A 13,840-nucleotide genomic window follows, 5' to 3' on the forward strand; every position below is an offset into this window, starting at 1 on the left:
ATCAATACCCTATCGCAATGAAGCTGACACCCGCAATGGCGGCTGAAAAATTCGCACAGAGAGACACGCGCATATGCGATTGACTGATAGCAACCCCATAGGCCGACAAGACATCCGACCCCCAGTTCCCCGACTCTGAACGAGCGGTGACGACTAACGAAGTACATTCATTAGGGAACGGGACAGGAAATTTAGCAGTGACAACATCATTATCACCGACTGAAATCATACCTGATTGGATAATAACCCCTGTATCACCGCATTCCCACCATCCATCATTCGATTTGAGCGCTGAACTTTTAGTGATGTCCTCTAATCTCGCCAATGTCCCCGTTTTTTTAGGGAACCCTAAAACATAGACATTATCTCCGTGTGCATTCCGGCGATATAAATAGAGGTCTCGTGTATCGCTGTTAAAATCCGCCTCAAACGCCAAATAATCACTGTTGATATTCGGTTGCGCAAAATTAACACGGGGGTAACTCCCCTTAATGACGACAGATGATTCATTTCCACGGGCGAAATTACCCGCTACCCATTTCTTGGGCGCCGCATTGTCCGCCACTTCCTTTGTCCCCGCCAGATTGTTGGAAATGTCGTCCAATGTCGCCAGCATCCCCGCTTTTTTAGGGAACCCTAAAACATAGACATTATCTCCGTGTGCATTCCGACGATATAAATAGAGGTCTCGTGTATCGCTGTTAAAATCCGCCTCAAACGCCAAATAATCACTGTTGATATTCGGTTGCGCAAAATTAACACGGGGATAATTCCCCTTAATGACGACGGATGATTCATCGCCACGGGCGAAACTACCCGCTACCCATTTCTTGGGTGCCGCATTGTCCGCCACTTCTTTTGTCTCCGCCAGACCGAGAGTAATGTCATCCAGTGTCGCCAACATCCCTGTTTTCTTAGGGAACCCAAGTACATAAACATTGTCACTTTGTGAATCCCGACGATACAAATAAAGGTCACGTGTATCACTGTTAAAATCCGCTTCAAATGCCAAATAATCACTATTAATATTGGATTGCATAAAATTAACGCGGGGGTAACTCCCCTTAATGACGACGGATGATTCATCGCCACGGGCGAAACTACCCGCTACCCATTTCTTGGGTGCATAATCTTGTTTAACCTTGCCTAACTCTTCATCCAGTTCAGCAAGGTCACGATCACTCAACGTCCCTTTAGGGCGCAAATCTGAAATATCACCGTTATTATCAATACTGGCAACCGCAAAGACATAATGCGGATACCCTGCCGCATCAATGTAGTTTTTCAGGTCATTAGCAGCGGTAATTTTCACTGCAGTTTTCCATTGGCTGACCAAATTCCCCTGATAGCTAAAATCGGCATACACACGGGTATTGCGCAGACTATTTAAGGTCTGGTCAAACTTCAGTATCCCACGCAAGCCGCCCACATAGGCCAGACCCTTTTTTACCGTGTATTGGTCACCACTGCGGATCACCGCAAAGCCATCACCGAAGAACGCCGCTTCGCCGTAGCTGTCGGTATTGATCAAACGCTGCATTTCGTCAATGCCCGTCAAACGCGCGGTAAAATCAATTTGCCACGTTTCCGCCGTAGTGGTAATGGCCGTTTCTTTGGCCGCACCTTCAAACTCCAGCAAAAAAGAGCGAGTTAGGACATTCCCCTGCAAACCATTGGCGGTCTTGATTTTCTTCTGCGTCGGCGCATGGGTGATCATACCAATGACACCAGAGGCCTTATTCAGTAAGCCAATCCAGTTAAAATCAAAATTCCCCACTTCCGTGCCCAGCGTCACGCTATAAGCGACGGCGTTCTCACTGGCAAGCCCCGTTTTATTGACCGCCTGACGGTGTACGATATGGCTTTGGGCAGGCAATTTCTCATTACGGTTGATGGGTTGGGCGGGATCTAAATCCGGTACATAAGCAAAGACAAATTCGTCCAGTACCACGGGATTTCCTGCGGCGACTTGCTGTGCCTTCCAGTTTTCAAAGTCCAGGGTAATCACTGAGGACATCTTTTTTATTTCCTTATAATGAGGCACCGTAGGTGACGTTCGGTGCATGGCTTTCCTTGAGGCTGGCACTGTCACAGACGGCAACGCCTGCGATATGCCCTACTTTTATTAATAATGGCGGGGTCGGGATGGCAGCGGCATAAGTGCAATAGTCTGCGCCCATGCTCCCCACTCGCATCAACAACTGATTTTTCGCTATCACTTCAAAACGGTAGCGACGACAAGTGCGCCCGTACTGGCGGATGATATTCATCAGCAAATCGGGGTTAGCCGCTATCTGGCCGTCACTGAGGCGCAAAATAATCACATCCCAGTCAATGCCCGGCTGGCGTTCCAGTAATTCCACATACCCCACGCCCAGTCGTTCAAAAATGGCAATAAATCCGGCGATGCTGCCGGCATCTTTGGCATTGATAAACGCGTACTTTACCCGCTTGCGAAACAACGGCAGCGGTTCACCGTTAAAGCGCCGGATATCACGCTGGTACGCCAGCATCGACAACAGCGCCTCTGAGCAGGTTTCTGCGTCCAGTTGGGCGAGCGGCCATTTAAGCCAGCCGTAAACCTGTGTCCAGAATGCCCGCGCCGCGCCCAATAATTTGGCAGGTTCGCCCTTGTCCATCCAGGAGGGCAGAGCCAGCCGCTTAAGGCGTTCCTTAAACGCTGCCATTTTTCACCTCCACAGACAACGATTGCAGCCGGGGCACACTCAGCTCACTGAGAATGTCACCCAATGAAAAGGTCAGGGATTCAATCTCAGTGAATTCACGGTGTAGCTCACGCCCCAGATTGGAAAAAGAAAAGCGTGAGTACGGCCACGTTTTTTTAACCGGGTAATCCGTATTTTCCCGAAAGGCGCAGCGGATCAGGTTGCTGACATCCGTTTTAAGTGTCGCTATCTGTTCCTGGCTGTAGTTCGCCCTGTTCGCCACAAACAGCGTCACGGTTAGCGCGTGATGGGTTTCCGGCATGGGCAGGCATTGCATATCATCGCCATGCCCGTGATGCCCCTGATTGGTGATGTAATCGTTAACCGCCTCAATAAACGGCTGGCTAATTACCCCTGAATCCAGCAACAGATACGCATTGGCGGTGCCTGCCCCACGAGGTGCATCATGCAGAAAGAAGATGCGATCAATGCTCAACCCCGCAACAGTGGCAATCATGCCGCGGTAAACCGCATCGGTATGGTAGTGACCGACGAGGTTATATTGGTTGCGGCAACGGTCGCGCAAATCATCATCGGATTCCGCATCCGCGCCGGGGGTTAACAGCCAGCCTTCTTCATTCTGCACCCGCGCAATCCCGGAAACGGCCACAGGCAAAATGCGAAAATAACCGGGTGCCAGATTGAATGCGCCGCCTGCCACTTCGGCCGTCACAGGCAACAAAGCACTGCTGACCCCTTCGGCCATCACAACACTTTCTGTGGTGCTGACCCGGTAGATCTCGCCATTAATGCGCTCAGTCTGGATCACCGTTCCAGCGGGCACAGTCACCGCCGAAGCGCCCGCCGATTTGTAAAAACGGATCACACCTTGCGCGGCGGAAGCGGGTTTGCGTTTCAGGTTTACGCCCCACGCGAACATATCCAGCCATGAACCTGATGCGCTCGCCAGATACATATTTTTCAGCGTCACGTTGATTAACGCCTCTTTCAGCCACAGCACCGGGCGCGTGACAATGGTATTAATCAGCCGCCAGAACGGGGACATACGCGAGGTGTTGGTCACCAAACCCGCGTCATCTACAACCCTGGCAAAAGCGGCGGTGATTTCGGTTTCCGTGGTCGGCATCCCGCTGTCACGCAAGATCTTCTCATAATCTATCGTCGGTTTAGTGTCCATGCCCCACACTCACACTCAGGCGGCCAAAATCATAGGTTTCCGCCGTGATCCACAATTGAGTCGGCGACTCTTCGTTAATGATGACCGTACCCGGAATAATCCGCTCGTCGTCTTCGACCAGAATTTCTATTTGGGTGCGAATGTCCGCGCGCAGGGTTGGGCTGCGCTCTGCCACCAGTTCTGTGGCAAGGCCGCTTTCCAGAATGGCATGAACACAATCCTGACCGACTGATACGCGGTTATGGCAAAATTGCGGCTCATTGCCTGAGTTGAGCGTGAAATTACCGCCCGTGATCAATAAATCAATGTATTTCGGCTCATCCATAAGCCACCTGTTCCCATTCCGTCAGTTGTGCCGGTGTGACGTTGCCCTTAACATTCAGCGTCACATTTTCAATCCGGCGACTGTTATCCGTGATAGTCTGTGAATTTGTTGTCACCGCTTTCATCAGACCCTGCTTGCCAATGCCCTGCTTTTTCCCGCCCGTTAATACGCCCCCGCTTTCGGGCGGCTGAATGGCTTTCACTGGCTGAGGTATTGCTTGAGGCTGTCCCTGCAAAATCCCGCTGGGTGGGGCTACCAGTTTCTGGGTATTTTCCCCTATACCCTGTACCTGCGCCGCCGCTGTTCCGGTCGGTTCGGTGACCGTTTTCTCAATGGCCTGGGTTTCAATATTCACGCCCGGAATGTAGTTCAATTTGTCGATAATCCAATTATAGGCTTCGCCAAATGATCCTTTCAGCCAGTCCCATAAGCCACTAAAGAGATTGCTGACACTGTCCACCATGCCGGAAAAGGTGTCGGCCAGTGAAAAGTTGCTGAACCAGTTACAGAGGTTATCCCACGCCTCGCCAATCCAGGCAAAAACCTGACTAAAGATCTCCCCGACCCATTGCACACAGGCTGCTACCACCTTAAACGCTGTCGTGTTCATGATGGCCGCCTTGATGGTATCCCAATGCTTAATCAGCAGATAAATGCCGACAGCCAGCAACGCAATAGCGGCAATAATCAGTAAGATCGGCCAGGTCATAAAACTGAATGAGATACCCGCTAACATGGCCTGCATACGAACAGCCATCAATGTATTACGTAATATTCTCAGTCCGACGCTCCATACGGTCACCGCACCATTGCACAGCCAGACTGCCGCCGTCCACAGTTTCATCACCAGCGTACAGGCGACCCAAATGCCCTTAAGGCCAACCCAGATAAATTTAGCCACGCCCATCACGATATTGGCAATCGCCCCTGCGGCGGCAAAACTCAGAAACCCCAACGTGATATAACCGAGCCAACGGGCAATATTGGGAAACAGCTTCAGCCAGCGCACCAGTATCTGGCTGGCATTCGCCATCTTGTTGACCAGGGGGGCAATCACCGGTAACAGGGTTGAGCCAATGGCAATACGGATATTTTCCCAAATCGCCTGCAACCGTTCCCACGGATTTGCCATCAGTTCGGCCATTTCACGGGTGCGTTTCATGCCATCGTTCGCCCCCAGTGCCGTCATATTCTTACGCAGCACATCGACATTGCCGTAGAGCTGCTTGATTACTATGGCAGAATCACCAAAGGCTTCCTCGATTTCCGCCTGCGCTTTCAGGTTGCCTTCAATGCTCTTGCCGTATTTGCCCTGGAGCTTTTCCAGCATTTCCGGCATGGATAACAACTTGCCGGAGGCATTGGTGAAACTTAACCCCAGTTTTTTGCCGCTGGCTTCTGCGTTCGTGATAAACGACTCATAGGCACCACTGGCTTCACCGCCCAGCGAGCGATTCAGTTCCCCCAGTACCGCCAACTGTTCATCAATCCCGACCCCAAACTGGGTTCCGGCCGCCCGTGCCCCTTCCATCAGGTCGGCAATGTCGGTCATGGATGTGCCGAATGTTTTCGACATCATCACGGCCTTGCCGGCCAGTTCCTCAGCAAACTTGAGATGCCCGACCTCGTTAGCCTGGCTGGCAAACTGGGTGAACATTTTCCCCATGTAAGCGCTGGCATCACTGCCACTGGATTTCAGGGCGGCGGCGGTTGTATTGGCAATATTCGTCATCTGGGGCAGATCGCTTTGTGACAGCCCGCCGATCGCCTTGCTGATTTCCGATGCCGACTGCACAAACTCAATGGACGATTTGCCATACAGGGAACTAAACGTCATGGCGTCTTTGGCAACCTTATCCATCACGCTGCTGTCAATGCCCTGCAAAGACGCTGATTTCAACGCCTCGTCCATTTCAATGGCCGGATCAAGAAAGCCTTTGACAGACCAGAACGAGGCGGCCAATCCCGCCCCGCCCACGGCCAGTTTTCCAAATGCATCCTGCGACGACTGGGCAAACCCGGACACCGCCGCTTTGGCTTTTGCCAGCGGTTGTGTGATCTTATCAATCAGGCTTAAGGTAAAATCTAATTGCCCACTCATGGTTCACCCTTGAACGCCAATGCAATGCCGTTTGCCGTCGCAATACGCATATTTTCCCAATAACGATTATCCAGCCAAATAGCACGGGCTAAATTTTCCGTATTATCTTTTTCATTCGGTAAATAATGACGGCGTAATATTAAAGCCTGTTCAAATAAACTCGAATCAATCGCCTTAACCCGTGTATTTAGTTTTTTATTTCGATGTCCAGTTTAGGCGCATATTCTGAATTGACGCGTTCTACAATCTGCATCGCGGCACCGGGAATTTGCAGGAACTCATCCAGCACGGCTTTAGACGCAGGCTGCACAATACGGCGCAAATACGTGACAATGGGCGCAATCTTATTATCCAGTGTCATATCATTAATCATGCTGTTATAGGCAATAATATTCGGTTCAAATTGAATTTCCGTTTCACCAATCATTAAGGTGATAATTTTATTTTCTTTCATGAGTTAATTCCTTTCGTTTATTAATTTCATCCACTAATTGATTATGCCGGGCGGCGCAATGGCCATAGAGTTGGATATAATCAATTAAAATATTGGCTAAATTATTTCCGGTCATTCCCGCCAGTCGGGGTAACCGTTCCTGACAGGTTGTCAGTAAGTTTTCCTGATACGGCTCGTTCAATACGGTCGGCTGTCTCGTTGTACATCCTGACAAACTCAGGGCTAACGCACACAGCAGTAAAAACAGGCTTAACCACCTCAGTACGTATTTCTCTGGGGCAGCATGGGCGATCTCCTCCAGTTTACCTTCCAATTGCCGGGCGGCGGCGCTGGAAATGGCCTGCAATTCTTGCCGGAGGGTCTGTCCGGTTTTCGCCGCTGCCCGCGTGATGTTCAGTTCCATGCTGTCACGGTAATAATGGTTAACGCGCCAGCCCGCAACGAACGCCAATGCCACGATGAGGAAATAGAGCATCCGCACCTTGAGCATCATTTCACCCCGTTATGTGAGAGCGAAAAATGGTTACCATCCGGTCGGGAAAAGCGCCCGCCCCATGTGCCGCCAAGGGATTCCCAATATTCCCCCAATGGCAAGTATGTCTCACTGCGGGTCTGGTATTTGCCCTGGATAAACAGGTTAAGATCAACCGCCAGCCGCTGGGTATGCAGGCTATTGGCAATGCCCGTCCCTTTTTGCATGTTCAGCTTCGACTGCTCCGGTGTCCGGTAGGCTTCCCCAAACGTCACGCGATAGCCGTGTTCGTCCGCCCATAAGATCAATTGGGCAACCAGTACGGCAAATAACTGCTGTTTTTCACTCAGTGTCATTTTTTAACTTCCCTGTTAACCAGGCGCTGCCGCGCTTGCGTAACCAAACCTCAATAAGCTGGTAGCCGGCAATACCCAATGCGCTGCCAATCCCCGTCACCGCTATCGGGCTGATACCTGGCCACCAAATTAACAAGGCACCAGCCATCACCGACACCGCCGAACCGAGGATCACGCGACCGATAAACAGCCGTAACGTAATGGGTTCGTGGCCGGTCAGCATTTTGCCTAACGCAATCAGTGCCCCCAATAGCACCAGCGTGACAAAGGTCTTTTCATGTTCTTCCATGAACTGCCATCCCTAGCCAATCAGGCTTTGAGTCAATTCCGCTTCCAGATAGGGAATGCCATTGATACGCACAAAGTCGGGTGACGTCACCACAAACTTGACTTTGTGGGTCATGACACTGCCCCCTTTCGGGTCGACATCCAGAATATCGCTGACAATCAGTTTGCAACCATAAGCTTCGACCTTGATCTCTTCATTGCCTGCCTTGGCATACCACATCAGGTCAACGGGCTGAATGCCGCGCCATGATCCGGCTGAACGCGCTTTAGCAGTCACGATTTCCAGATATTTGGTGCTGAGTTCAATTTCCCCTTCCGCTGCCACATCACCGGCAATATAGCCATCCGGTACACCCTGCGTCTGGGCGGCAGCAGTATTATCCGTAATAGACAGGTTGACCTTTTCCGCATGAACCAGATCCCCATCCATATTAAAATCTATCGACTGGCCTGAAATACGTTGGCTCATGCGCTTTTCTCCAGATTGCTATCCAGCAACAGACTGACCGAAATCCCTTTCGGGCATTCGTAGGTGCGGATAGTGATATAAATTTCCACCGTGTTTTTATTCCGCCATGTAATAGTGATATCGCCCTCTTTCGGCGACTTCACTTCGCCGGGGAACGTCACCCCGTTAATGTCGGTACTACGTGACATTTCACGTAACGTGCGGGCAAAGTAAGCCTGATGTGCGGCGACGCTGCCCGGCGTACTGTTTAAGCTGCGGTCAGCAATTTTAGCAATCGCTTGTAACCGCACCCTGCGTGCCACTTTATCGACGACACGCAAATTTTCGATGCTCTGATAGTCCCCGCCTTCCACGTCCAGAGTGCGGCCATCTGACCAGTACAACCCGTCATAATCGGGATACCACATCGGCACGCTGAAACGCAGTTTTTCCAGTGCCTGCAAGGTAGCCAGATCAATCGGCTGGCCTGTACCATCCAACGGAAAATCGGTTGACCCTAAATCCATCACGGCACCTGTCTGTACCCGTGCGGGACTGTCAGCCACCGTGACGGCACGGTTGCATAAACGCCCGGCCAGTACGCCTGCCTCATTGCCCCACAGGCACGGCACCAACTGCACTGAGGGCACAGCCTCACCCTTTTGCAATTCCGCCAGTCGGTTAACATAATCCGTCCACGGCTCTTTGGATTGCGGACTATCCACGGCCAGGATCGCCCATTGCCAGCGGCCAAACCTGGCGATGGTGTTGGCACGCAAGGTTTGTGCTGCCTTGATCATGGCTTTATTGGCACCGACCGTCAGGACATAGCCCTCAACGCTGGCAACCGTCTGCGCCGCGGTCACGGCCTCGATAAACGCCAGTTCATCCGCCGTTTCGGGCAGGATATGGACATAGCCCGACCAGTTTTGCCCCGCATTTGCCATCGCTGCCAGGACATGGCGTTTGAGCGCGGTGTTTGCTGTGCCCAATACTGAATCAAAGTCCGTCTGGGTATTGACGGCAATCGTCTTTCCTGCGTTAATTTTGCCTGTCCCGATGAACAGCAATACCCGCTCAATCTCCCGTGTTTCGCCTTGCAGTTGGTTAACCTGGTTAACCTGAACATGTGGCCACATAAATTATTCCTTTATTGAGGCGCTTATCCTGCGCCGTACCCAATCCCTTGTAATTGACGTTCCAGCGCCTTGCTGAATTCTTCATCATTCATACCCAAGAACGCGCGGGCGGGGATGGTAATTTCCCATTGGCTTTTGATTTCTTCGCCACTTAATATGCGGATTATCGTTCCGGCCTGAATAAATTTCATATTGGCAGTAATCTCCTTGATTGGGGGTTTACGCCAGCGTTTCCCTTTTTTGACTTTATAGCCTAAGTCACGCAACTTCTTTGCTTGCCTGATAGTCGCCATCCGTTCACGGTCAACGTTCTTTTTCACCTGCTGCCGGCTAATCTGAACATTCATCCCGTATTGCTGTGCATAACCCACCACACCTGCGGGCACTGGCTGGCTGCCATTCCGGTAATGCCCGCCTTGCAGATAAACACGCACCGCGTCAATTTCCGGCATTTCCCGGATATGTAACAGCTTCGGCATGTTCCTGAGCATCTTCTGTCGCCTTGGGCTTTTTCGGGCAGGCCAGCTTTCGCCCTCGGGTGAACGCTGATTGCGTACATTGCGCTTGGCGGCATCAATCAACCCATATTTGGCAATGCGCCATAATAGGCGCTGACGCTTTTTCTCCGGCAAATCAAGGCTGCGCAACTCATCTTGCAATTTCTTAAGCTGGTTGCGGTTTAATTGGCTGTAGATCATGCAGGGTGTTTCCCTATGTGGGCACCCGTCTCATCCACACTGTGCACCGCGCCTTGTTCAGCGAACCAGACTTCGGACTCGGCCAGTGACCAGCGCTTGCCATCAAACGGGATCATGCCTTTCGGGTCTTCCCGTATCACCACGGGTTCAGCCAGCGACAGCGACACCACGACAACCGCCGTATTGCCGTCCACTTCAACGGTTAATGTCGGTTGTTCCTGCTCGACATTGGCATCACCGAAACTATTTCCCTGGGCAGTTAACCATGCATCAATCAGCAAGGGGATATTGCGCGGATCACACTCCCGATAGGGGAAGCGCCCCCACGCAATCACCGCCTCATATTGCTGGACAAACATCTGGTATTGCCCCAGCCCTAAATCCCGCTGTGCCGGAATAAAGCGGATTTCATCCATTTCACTGGTGAATTCCGTCTCGCAGAGGCGTTCCGGCAGGTTATTCCGTAAAAAAGCCGTGAGATGCTGTAACTTACTCATATGGATCGTACCGTCACACGTCCATGCCCTTTCATATTGCGCAGTACCATAGCAGCTTCTGCCAGCAGGCGGGTGCGCACTTCCGGGCTTTCCTGTCCCGGATTGGGGGCACGGCTAACCAGCGTTGTGTATTCCCCCAGTAAATCGGCTTTTGCCCTGGCATATACTGCTTTTTTATACTGGCTGACCAGGGCGTTACTCCCGTTGATGGTAATGCCTGCTACATCGGCCGCCCGCTGATAACCTTTGGCCTGCAAACGTGATCTCAGGCGCTGTAAATCCAGATTGATCTCGGCCACAGTCGCCAGCAGCGCATTGGCTAACATATCGTTATCTAAGTCCGCAGGCAGCTTGCGATTGACCTGAAATTCCCGCAAATTTAAATCCGGCCAAAAGCCATCATTGGTCAATGGGGCGTCCCGGTAATCCACGGTATTGCCATTAAACATCGCATTTCTCCTTGAAAAAAAGCGGGCTGTCCGGTTTCCACGGCCATCAGCAATCAATTGCCCTGCCTCCACCGCGCCCGCTCCGGCTTGCGGTAGTCGTTATGATTCGGTTGTCAGTGCCCGTATACGGGCGGCAATCCGTTGCCGATAGGTTTTCACGCCTGATGCCGGGTTGCATTGATGCGCTTTTGCCAGCCAGCTATCGGCTTTCTCCAGCACATCCAGGCTCTCTACGTTGCTGGCTTTAATGTCAGCGTTATCCCCTTTCAGTCGCATTAACGCAGCAAATTTGTAGTACTTGGCCTTGATTTTCTCGTGAACTTGCCATTTTTCAGTCACATTCTGAAATGTCCGTGAAAAATAGGGTTCAACAGAATGACCCGCTTCGGCTTCCCTGTGTGCCCAAAGCAACACGGTATCGGCCACGAATGCCGGGAAGCTACTGCGAAAATGGTCGGGGGTGAGCTGTCCCTGCTCAATGGCGATATCCGCCCAGTCCAGACCGTGGTCAAACTCCCCAATATCAAATAACCAAATCACGCAGTAGGCAAAAATCGGGTTGCCGTACACTTCGCCCTCATCCAGATAACGTTGGGCTGTGGGCAGATAATTGGGTAACAGTTCCCGCTTTTTCATCTCAACCCGTTCTGCGGTCAGCGTTAACTGGCGCAACCGCTTAACATCCTGCTCAATGGCACGGGCTTGCAGGTGCATACTCGCGCCATCGGCAATGGCAACCGCCTGTTGCCGTGCCAGTTTCTGGCGCAGCTCCACTTCCGCCCGATGGCGTTGAGCAGGTGACAACATCAGTCTGTTTCCACTTTTTCCGCAGGTTCAGCCACCGTGCCAATCGTCACGGCTTTTTCATCATAGGCTGCGTACAATTCCGGCGTTTCCAGTGCATAACCTTCGTTGCGCAGGTATTTGTTTTCGAACTGCTTACGGTCATCGACAAACTCGGCCTTACGCTGACGGGTATTGCGCTGGGTCAGAATTTGCAGGTTCGGCAACATGGTGACCACCATACGCTTACCCGGCATAAACGGCGGCACCATCGCCGGACGCCCTGCGATAGAACTCCCCAGCATTTGCGCGGCGATCTTTTCCGTTGGCCTGTCGGCAGCCTGATACAGCCGGTATTGCTCTGCGGCGACCAAATCCGCACCCACCAGTACCGTTAAACGCGGATCATGGCGGAACTGTTGCGGAATGCAGGTGTTAATCAGATCGGAAGCCATCGCATCCAGTGAGCTAAAATCACCGTGTTCATCCAGTTTCACGGGCGTGGTAATGACCTGCTTGCCGCCGTTCCACTCTTTGGCAATCTGATGCCAGCCTTTGTTGACATCTTCGCCGTTCGGGTTTTCGTCCGGTTGGGTTGTCTCCGCCACTCGCTGACCGTTAAAGCCCACGCGAAGCATATCCAGCGCAAACGATTCATTGGTGAATGCCTGCATACGCTGGAAGAATTCTTCTTCACTGCCGGAGTTCGCCCAAATGGACAACAAGTCCCATTTCAGCGCGGCGCCGGAATCAGTTTCCGCCAATTTATATTCATTGCCATCGACACCCGTGGCACGGATAAAGCGACCATCTTTTTTACGCCCGGTAAAAAGCCCTGGATTACCGACCGAGACAACTTGTCCGGAAAGGTGATCCACATCCGCGCAGGTGATCATGTTGAGGAATTCAACCGATTCCAGCAGCGCACTGCGCAACGCGGTTTCTTTTGGATCAGACAGTGCGAAGTAACGTGAAGTATCAGGAACCCCATAGGCTTCGGCGAGTCCAGCAGAATAATTCTGCAAAAAAGCGCGTGCCCGTTGATTTAATTGCATAGCTCTTCCCTTTGCTCTATCAAGCGTTACAGATAGTTAAAATTTTTGTTTTTATTGCCTTGCGGATTTCTCTTCGGCAACGGCGTTGCCATCTTATTCAGCTTGCCGAAGTTCTTTAAAATCGACGGCAGGCTGTCACGTAAACGGGCAAACTCTTCGGTATCGACCACTTCCTTAACGGTTTCGACATCTTCCTGCACTTCGTCCACGACCTGCTCAGTGGATGCTTGCGCCGCTTCCACAGCGGCCAGTCGATCTTCCATTCTGGCTAATGCTTCCGCGATTGCCTGCAACGCATCACCATCATCATCACCAGCGGGTTGCTCGGTGGGGGTTTCTGCCTGCTCTTCAATATTGAAGAGGCTACGCCATGTCTTCTTTGTGCCTTTTGTTCCCTTAGCCATCGTTGTTCCCTTTTGCTTAAATTCCCTGATTTCATCAATCACCAGCGGTTTATAAGTCCCCGACCGATGCGTTTTTTTCTTTTTACTAAATTGCAGGCGCGTGGTGCCCACACTGGCTGGCGAACTGGTGACTGCCAGCCCTTCCAGATATGATTTGCCTGTCCCGCGAAAGTTACCATTTGGCGTAAATTCCACGGAAGTAAACAACAGTTGCCCGTCCCGGTTGGCATCCAACAAACGGTGATTGGGTCGCAGTTGCGCATAAAGGCGTAACAGCCCATCGTCGCCCCGTTCGGCTTTGACCGCCAACACTTCCCCCATCGCGCCCATCCAGCGTTCATGCTCCGGCCAGATAACAGCAGTATAGAGTTGCGGATCATAAAGCTCTGCGGCATCCAGAATCCATTGCGGTTCCATCACCCGGCCATCAACGGTGTCGCCTTCCATGGCAATACATATCCAGTTAGTCATTAACTGAGACATATCGCATTCCTTATCATTGCTTCA

General features: G+C 51.7%; 17 protein-coding genes and 1 pseudogene. All 18 read right to left on the bottom strand.

Features of this window, described 5'->3' with window-relative positions; genetic code table 11:
* Position 1: 1 nt before the first annotated feature.
* The 18 genes and pseudogenes from Xish_RS18900 to Xish_RS05740 all read right to left on the bottom strand — a co-directional run bounded on the left by Xish_RS18900 (position 2) and on the right by Xish_RS05740 (position 13,816).
* Positions 2 to 2,017 carry a phage tail-collar fiber domain-containing protein gene (locus Xish_RS18900; RefSeq protein ID WP_244185941.1) on the bottom strand — a complete coding sequence of 672 codons (2,016 nt, stop codon included), beginning with the start codon at positions 2,015 to 2,017 and terminating at the stop codon, positions 2 to 4.
* Between the two features lie 13 nt (positions 2,018 to 2,030).
* The gene (locus Xish_RS05660) at positions 2,031 to 2,687 is read right to left on the bottom strand and encodes a phage tail protein (protein WP_099117077.1); all 657 of its coding nucleotides are present in this window, start codon (positions 2,685 to 2,687) and stop codon (positions 2,031 to 2,033) included.
* Positions 2,674 to 3,864 (bottom strand): baseplate J/gp47 family protein, encoded by a 1,191-nt coding sequence (locus Xish_RS05665; protein ID WP_099117078.1) that lies wholly within the window; start codon positions 3,862 to 3,864, stop codon positions 2,674 to 2,676. The genes Xish_RS05660 and Xish_RS05665 overlap by 14 nt, the downstream gene beginning before the upstream one ends.
* The gene (locus Xish_RS05670; RefSeq protein WP_099117079.1) at positions 3,854 to 4,189 is read right to left on the bottom strand and encodes a DUF2590 family protein; all 336 of its coding nucleotides are present in this window, start codon (positions 4,187 to 4,189) and stop codon (positions 3,854 to 3,856) included. Before Xish_RS05670 ends, Xish_RS05665 begins: the two co-directional genes overlap by 11 nt.
* On the bottom strand, positions 4,182 to 6,290 hold the full coding sequence (locus Xish_RS05675; protein ID WP_099117080.1) for a phage tail tape measure protein: 2,109 nt from the start codon (positions 6,288 to 6,290) through the stop codon (positions 4,182 to 4,184). Before Xish_RS05675 ends, Xish_RS05670 begins: the two co-directional genes overlap by 8 nt.
* Positions 6,287 to 6,460 carry a DUF6890 family protein gene (locus Xish_RS19325; protein ID WP_425275020.1) on the bottom strand — a complete coding sequence of 58 codons (174 nt, stop codon included), beginning with the start codon at positions 6,458 to 6,460 and terminating at the stop codon, positions 6,287 to 6,289. The genes Xish_RS05675 and Xish_RS19325 overlap by 4 nt, the downstream gene beginning before the upstream one ends.
* Before the next feature lie 17 nt (positions 6,461 to 6,477).
* Positions 6,478 to 6,744: a putative phage tail assembly chaperone gene (locus Xish_RS05680; RefSeq protein ID WP_099117081.1), complete on the bottom strand. Its 267-nt coding sequence runs from the start codon at positions 6,742 to 6,744 to the stop codon at positions 6,478 to 6,480.
* 158 nt (positions 6,745 to 6,902) lie between these two features.
* A pseudogene (locus Xish_RS19330) lies at positions 6,903 to 7,234 on the bottom strand (hypothetical protein); the annotation flags it as partial.
* On the bottom strand, positions 7,234 to 7,572 hold the full coding sequence (locus Xish_RS05695) for a M15 family metallopeptidase (protein WP_099117083.1): 339 nt from the start codon (positions 7,570 to 7,572) through the stop codon (positions 7,234 to 7,236). The pseudogene Xish_RS19330 and the gene Xish_RS05695, both read right to left, overlap by 1 nt.
* Complete coding sequence (locus tag Xish_RS05700; RefSeq protein WP_099117084.1) at positions 7,559 to 7,861, bottom strand: phage holin family protein; 303 nt, start codon at positions 7,859 to 7,861, stop codon at positions 7,559 to 7,561. Before Xish_RS05700 ends, Xish_RS05695 begins: the two co-directional genes overlap by 14 nt.
* Positions 7,862 to 7,873: 12 nt before the next feature.
* Entirely contained in the window at positions 7,874 to 8,329 is a 456-nt protein-coding gene (locus tag Xish_RS05705) for a DUF2597 family protein (RefSeq protein WP_099117085.1), read from the bottom strand.
* A complete protein-coding gene (locus Xish_RS05710; RefSeq protein ID WP_099117086.1) occupies positions 8,326 to 9,447 on the bottom strand; it encodes a DUF2586 domain-containing protein in 1,122 nt (373 codons plus the stop codon). The genes Xish_RS05705 and Xish_RS05710 overlap by 4 nt, the downstream gene beginning before the upstream one ends.
* A 23-nt stretch (positions 9,448 to 9,470) precedes the next feature.
* A complete protein-coding gene (locus Xish_RS05715; RefSeq protein WP_099117087.1) occupies positions 9,471 to 10,145 on the bottom strand; it encodes a hypothetical protein in 675 nt (224 codons plus the stop codon).
* Positions 10,142 to 10,642: a phage tail protein gene (locus Xish_RS05720; RefSeq protein WP_099117088.1), complete on the bottom strand. Its 501-nt coding sequence runs from the start codon at positions 10,640 to 10,642 to the stop codon at positions 10,142 to 10,144. Before Xish_RS05720 ends, Xish_RS05715 begins: the two co-directional genes overlap by 4 nt.
* Positions 10,639 to 11,091: a head completion/stabilization protein gene (locus Xish_RS05725; RefSeq protein ID WP_099118683.1), complete on the bottom strand. Its 453-nt coding sequence runs from the start codon at positions 11,089 to 11,091 to the stop codon at positions 10,639 to 10,641. The genes Xish_RS05720 and Xish_RS05725 overlap by 4 nt, the downstream gene beginning before the upstream one ends.
* A 99-nt stretch (positions 11,092 to 11,190) precedes the next feature.
* Entirely contained in the window at positions 11,191 to 11,898 is a 708-nt protein-coding gene (gene gpM, locus Xish_RS05730) for a phage terminase small subunit (RefSeq protein ID WP_099117089.1), read from the bottom strand.
* Positions 11,898 to 12,929: a phage major capsid protein, P2 family gene (locus Xish_RS05735; protein ID WP_099117090.1), complete on the bottom strand. Its 1,032-nt coding sequence runs from the start codon at positions 12,927 to 12,929 to the stop codon at positions 11,898 to 11,900. Before Xish_RS05735 ends, gpM begins: the two co-directional genes overlap by 1 nt.
* A 26-nt stretch (positions 12,930 to 12,955) precedes the next feature.
* Positions 12,956 to 13,816 carry a GPO family capsid scaffolding protein gene (locus Xish_RS05740; RefSeq protein WP_099117091.1) on the bottom strand — a complete coding sequence of 287 codons (861 nt, stop codon included), beginning with the start codon at positions 13,814 to 13,816 and terminating at the stop codon, positions 12,956 to 12,958.
* Positions 13,817 to 13,840: the final 24 nt, after the last annotated feature.

The sequence above is a fragment of the Xenorhabdus ishibashii genome (assembly GCF_002632755.1).
Lineage (GTDB): Bacteria > Pseudomonadota > Gammaproteobacteria > Enterobacterales > Enterobacteriaceae > Xenorhabdus > Xenorhabdus ishibashii.

Coding starts and splice junctions, on each gene's coding strand:
- Xish_RS05665 (WP_099117078.1), bottom strand. CDS start 3,864: ATGGACACTAAACCGACGATAGATTATGAGAAGATCTTGCGTGACAGC.
- Xish_RS05695 (WP_099117083.1), bottom strand. CDS start 7,572: ATGACACTGAGTGAAAAACAGCAGTTATTTGCCGTACTGGTTGCCCAA.
- Xish_RS05725 (WP_099118683.1), bottom strand. CDS start 11,091: ATGTTTAATGGCAATACCGTGGATTACCGGGACGCCCCATTGACCAAT.
- gpM (WP_099117089.1), bottom strand. CDS start 11,898: ATGTTGTCACCTGCTCAACGCCATCGGGCGGAAGTGGAGCTGCGCCAG.
- Xish_RS05735 (WP_099117090.1), bottom strand. CDS start 12,929: ATGCAATTAAATCAACGGGCACGCGCTTTTTTGCAGAATTATTCTGCT.
- Xish_RS05705 (WP_099117085.1), bottom strand. CDS start 8,329: ATGAGCCAACGTATTTCAGGCCAGTCGATAGATTTTAATATGGATGGG.
- Xish_RS05660 (WP_099117077.1), bottom strand. CDS start 2,687: ATGGCAGCGTTTAAGGAACGCCTTAAGCGGCTGGCTCTGCCCTCCTGG.
- Xish_RS05710 (WP_099117086.1), bottom strand. CDS start 9,447: ATGTGGCCACATGTTCAGGTTAACCAGGTTAACCAACTGCAAGGCGAA.
- Xish_RS05740 (WP_099117091.1), bottom strand. CDS start 13,816: ATGTCTCAGTTAATGACTAACTGGATATGTATTGCCATGGAAGGCGAC.
- Xish_RS05680 (WP_099117081.1), bottom strand. CDS start 6,744: ATGAAAGAAAATAAAATTATCACCTTAATGATTGGTGAAACGGAAATT.
- Xish_RS05720 (WP_099117088.1), bottom strand. CDS start 10,642: ATGAGTAAGTTACAGCATCTCACGGCTTTTTTACGGAATAACCTGCCG.
- Xish_RS05675 (WP_099117080.1), bottom strand. CDS start 6,290: ATGAGTGGGCAATTAGATTTTACCTTAAGCCTGATTGATAAGATCACA.
- Xish_RS18900 (WP_244185941.1), bottom strand. CDS start 2,017: ATGTCCTCAGTGATTACCCTGGACTTTGAAAACTGGAAGGCACAGCAA.
- Xish_RS05700 (WP_099117084.1), bottom strand. CDS start 7,861: ATGGAAGAACATGAAAAGACCTTTGTCACGCTGGTGCTATTGGGGGCA.
- Xish_RS05670 (WP_099117079.1), bottom strand. CDS start 4,189: ATGGATGAGCCGAAATACATTGATTTATTGATCACGGGCGGTAATTTC.
- Xish_RS05715 (WP_099117087.1), bottom strand. CDS start 10,145: ATGATCTACAGCCAATTAAACCGCAACCAGCTTAAGAAATTGCAAGAT.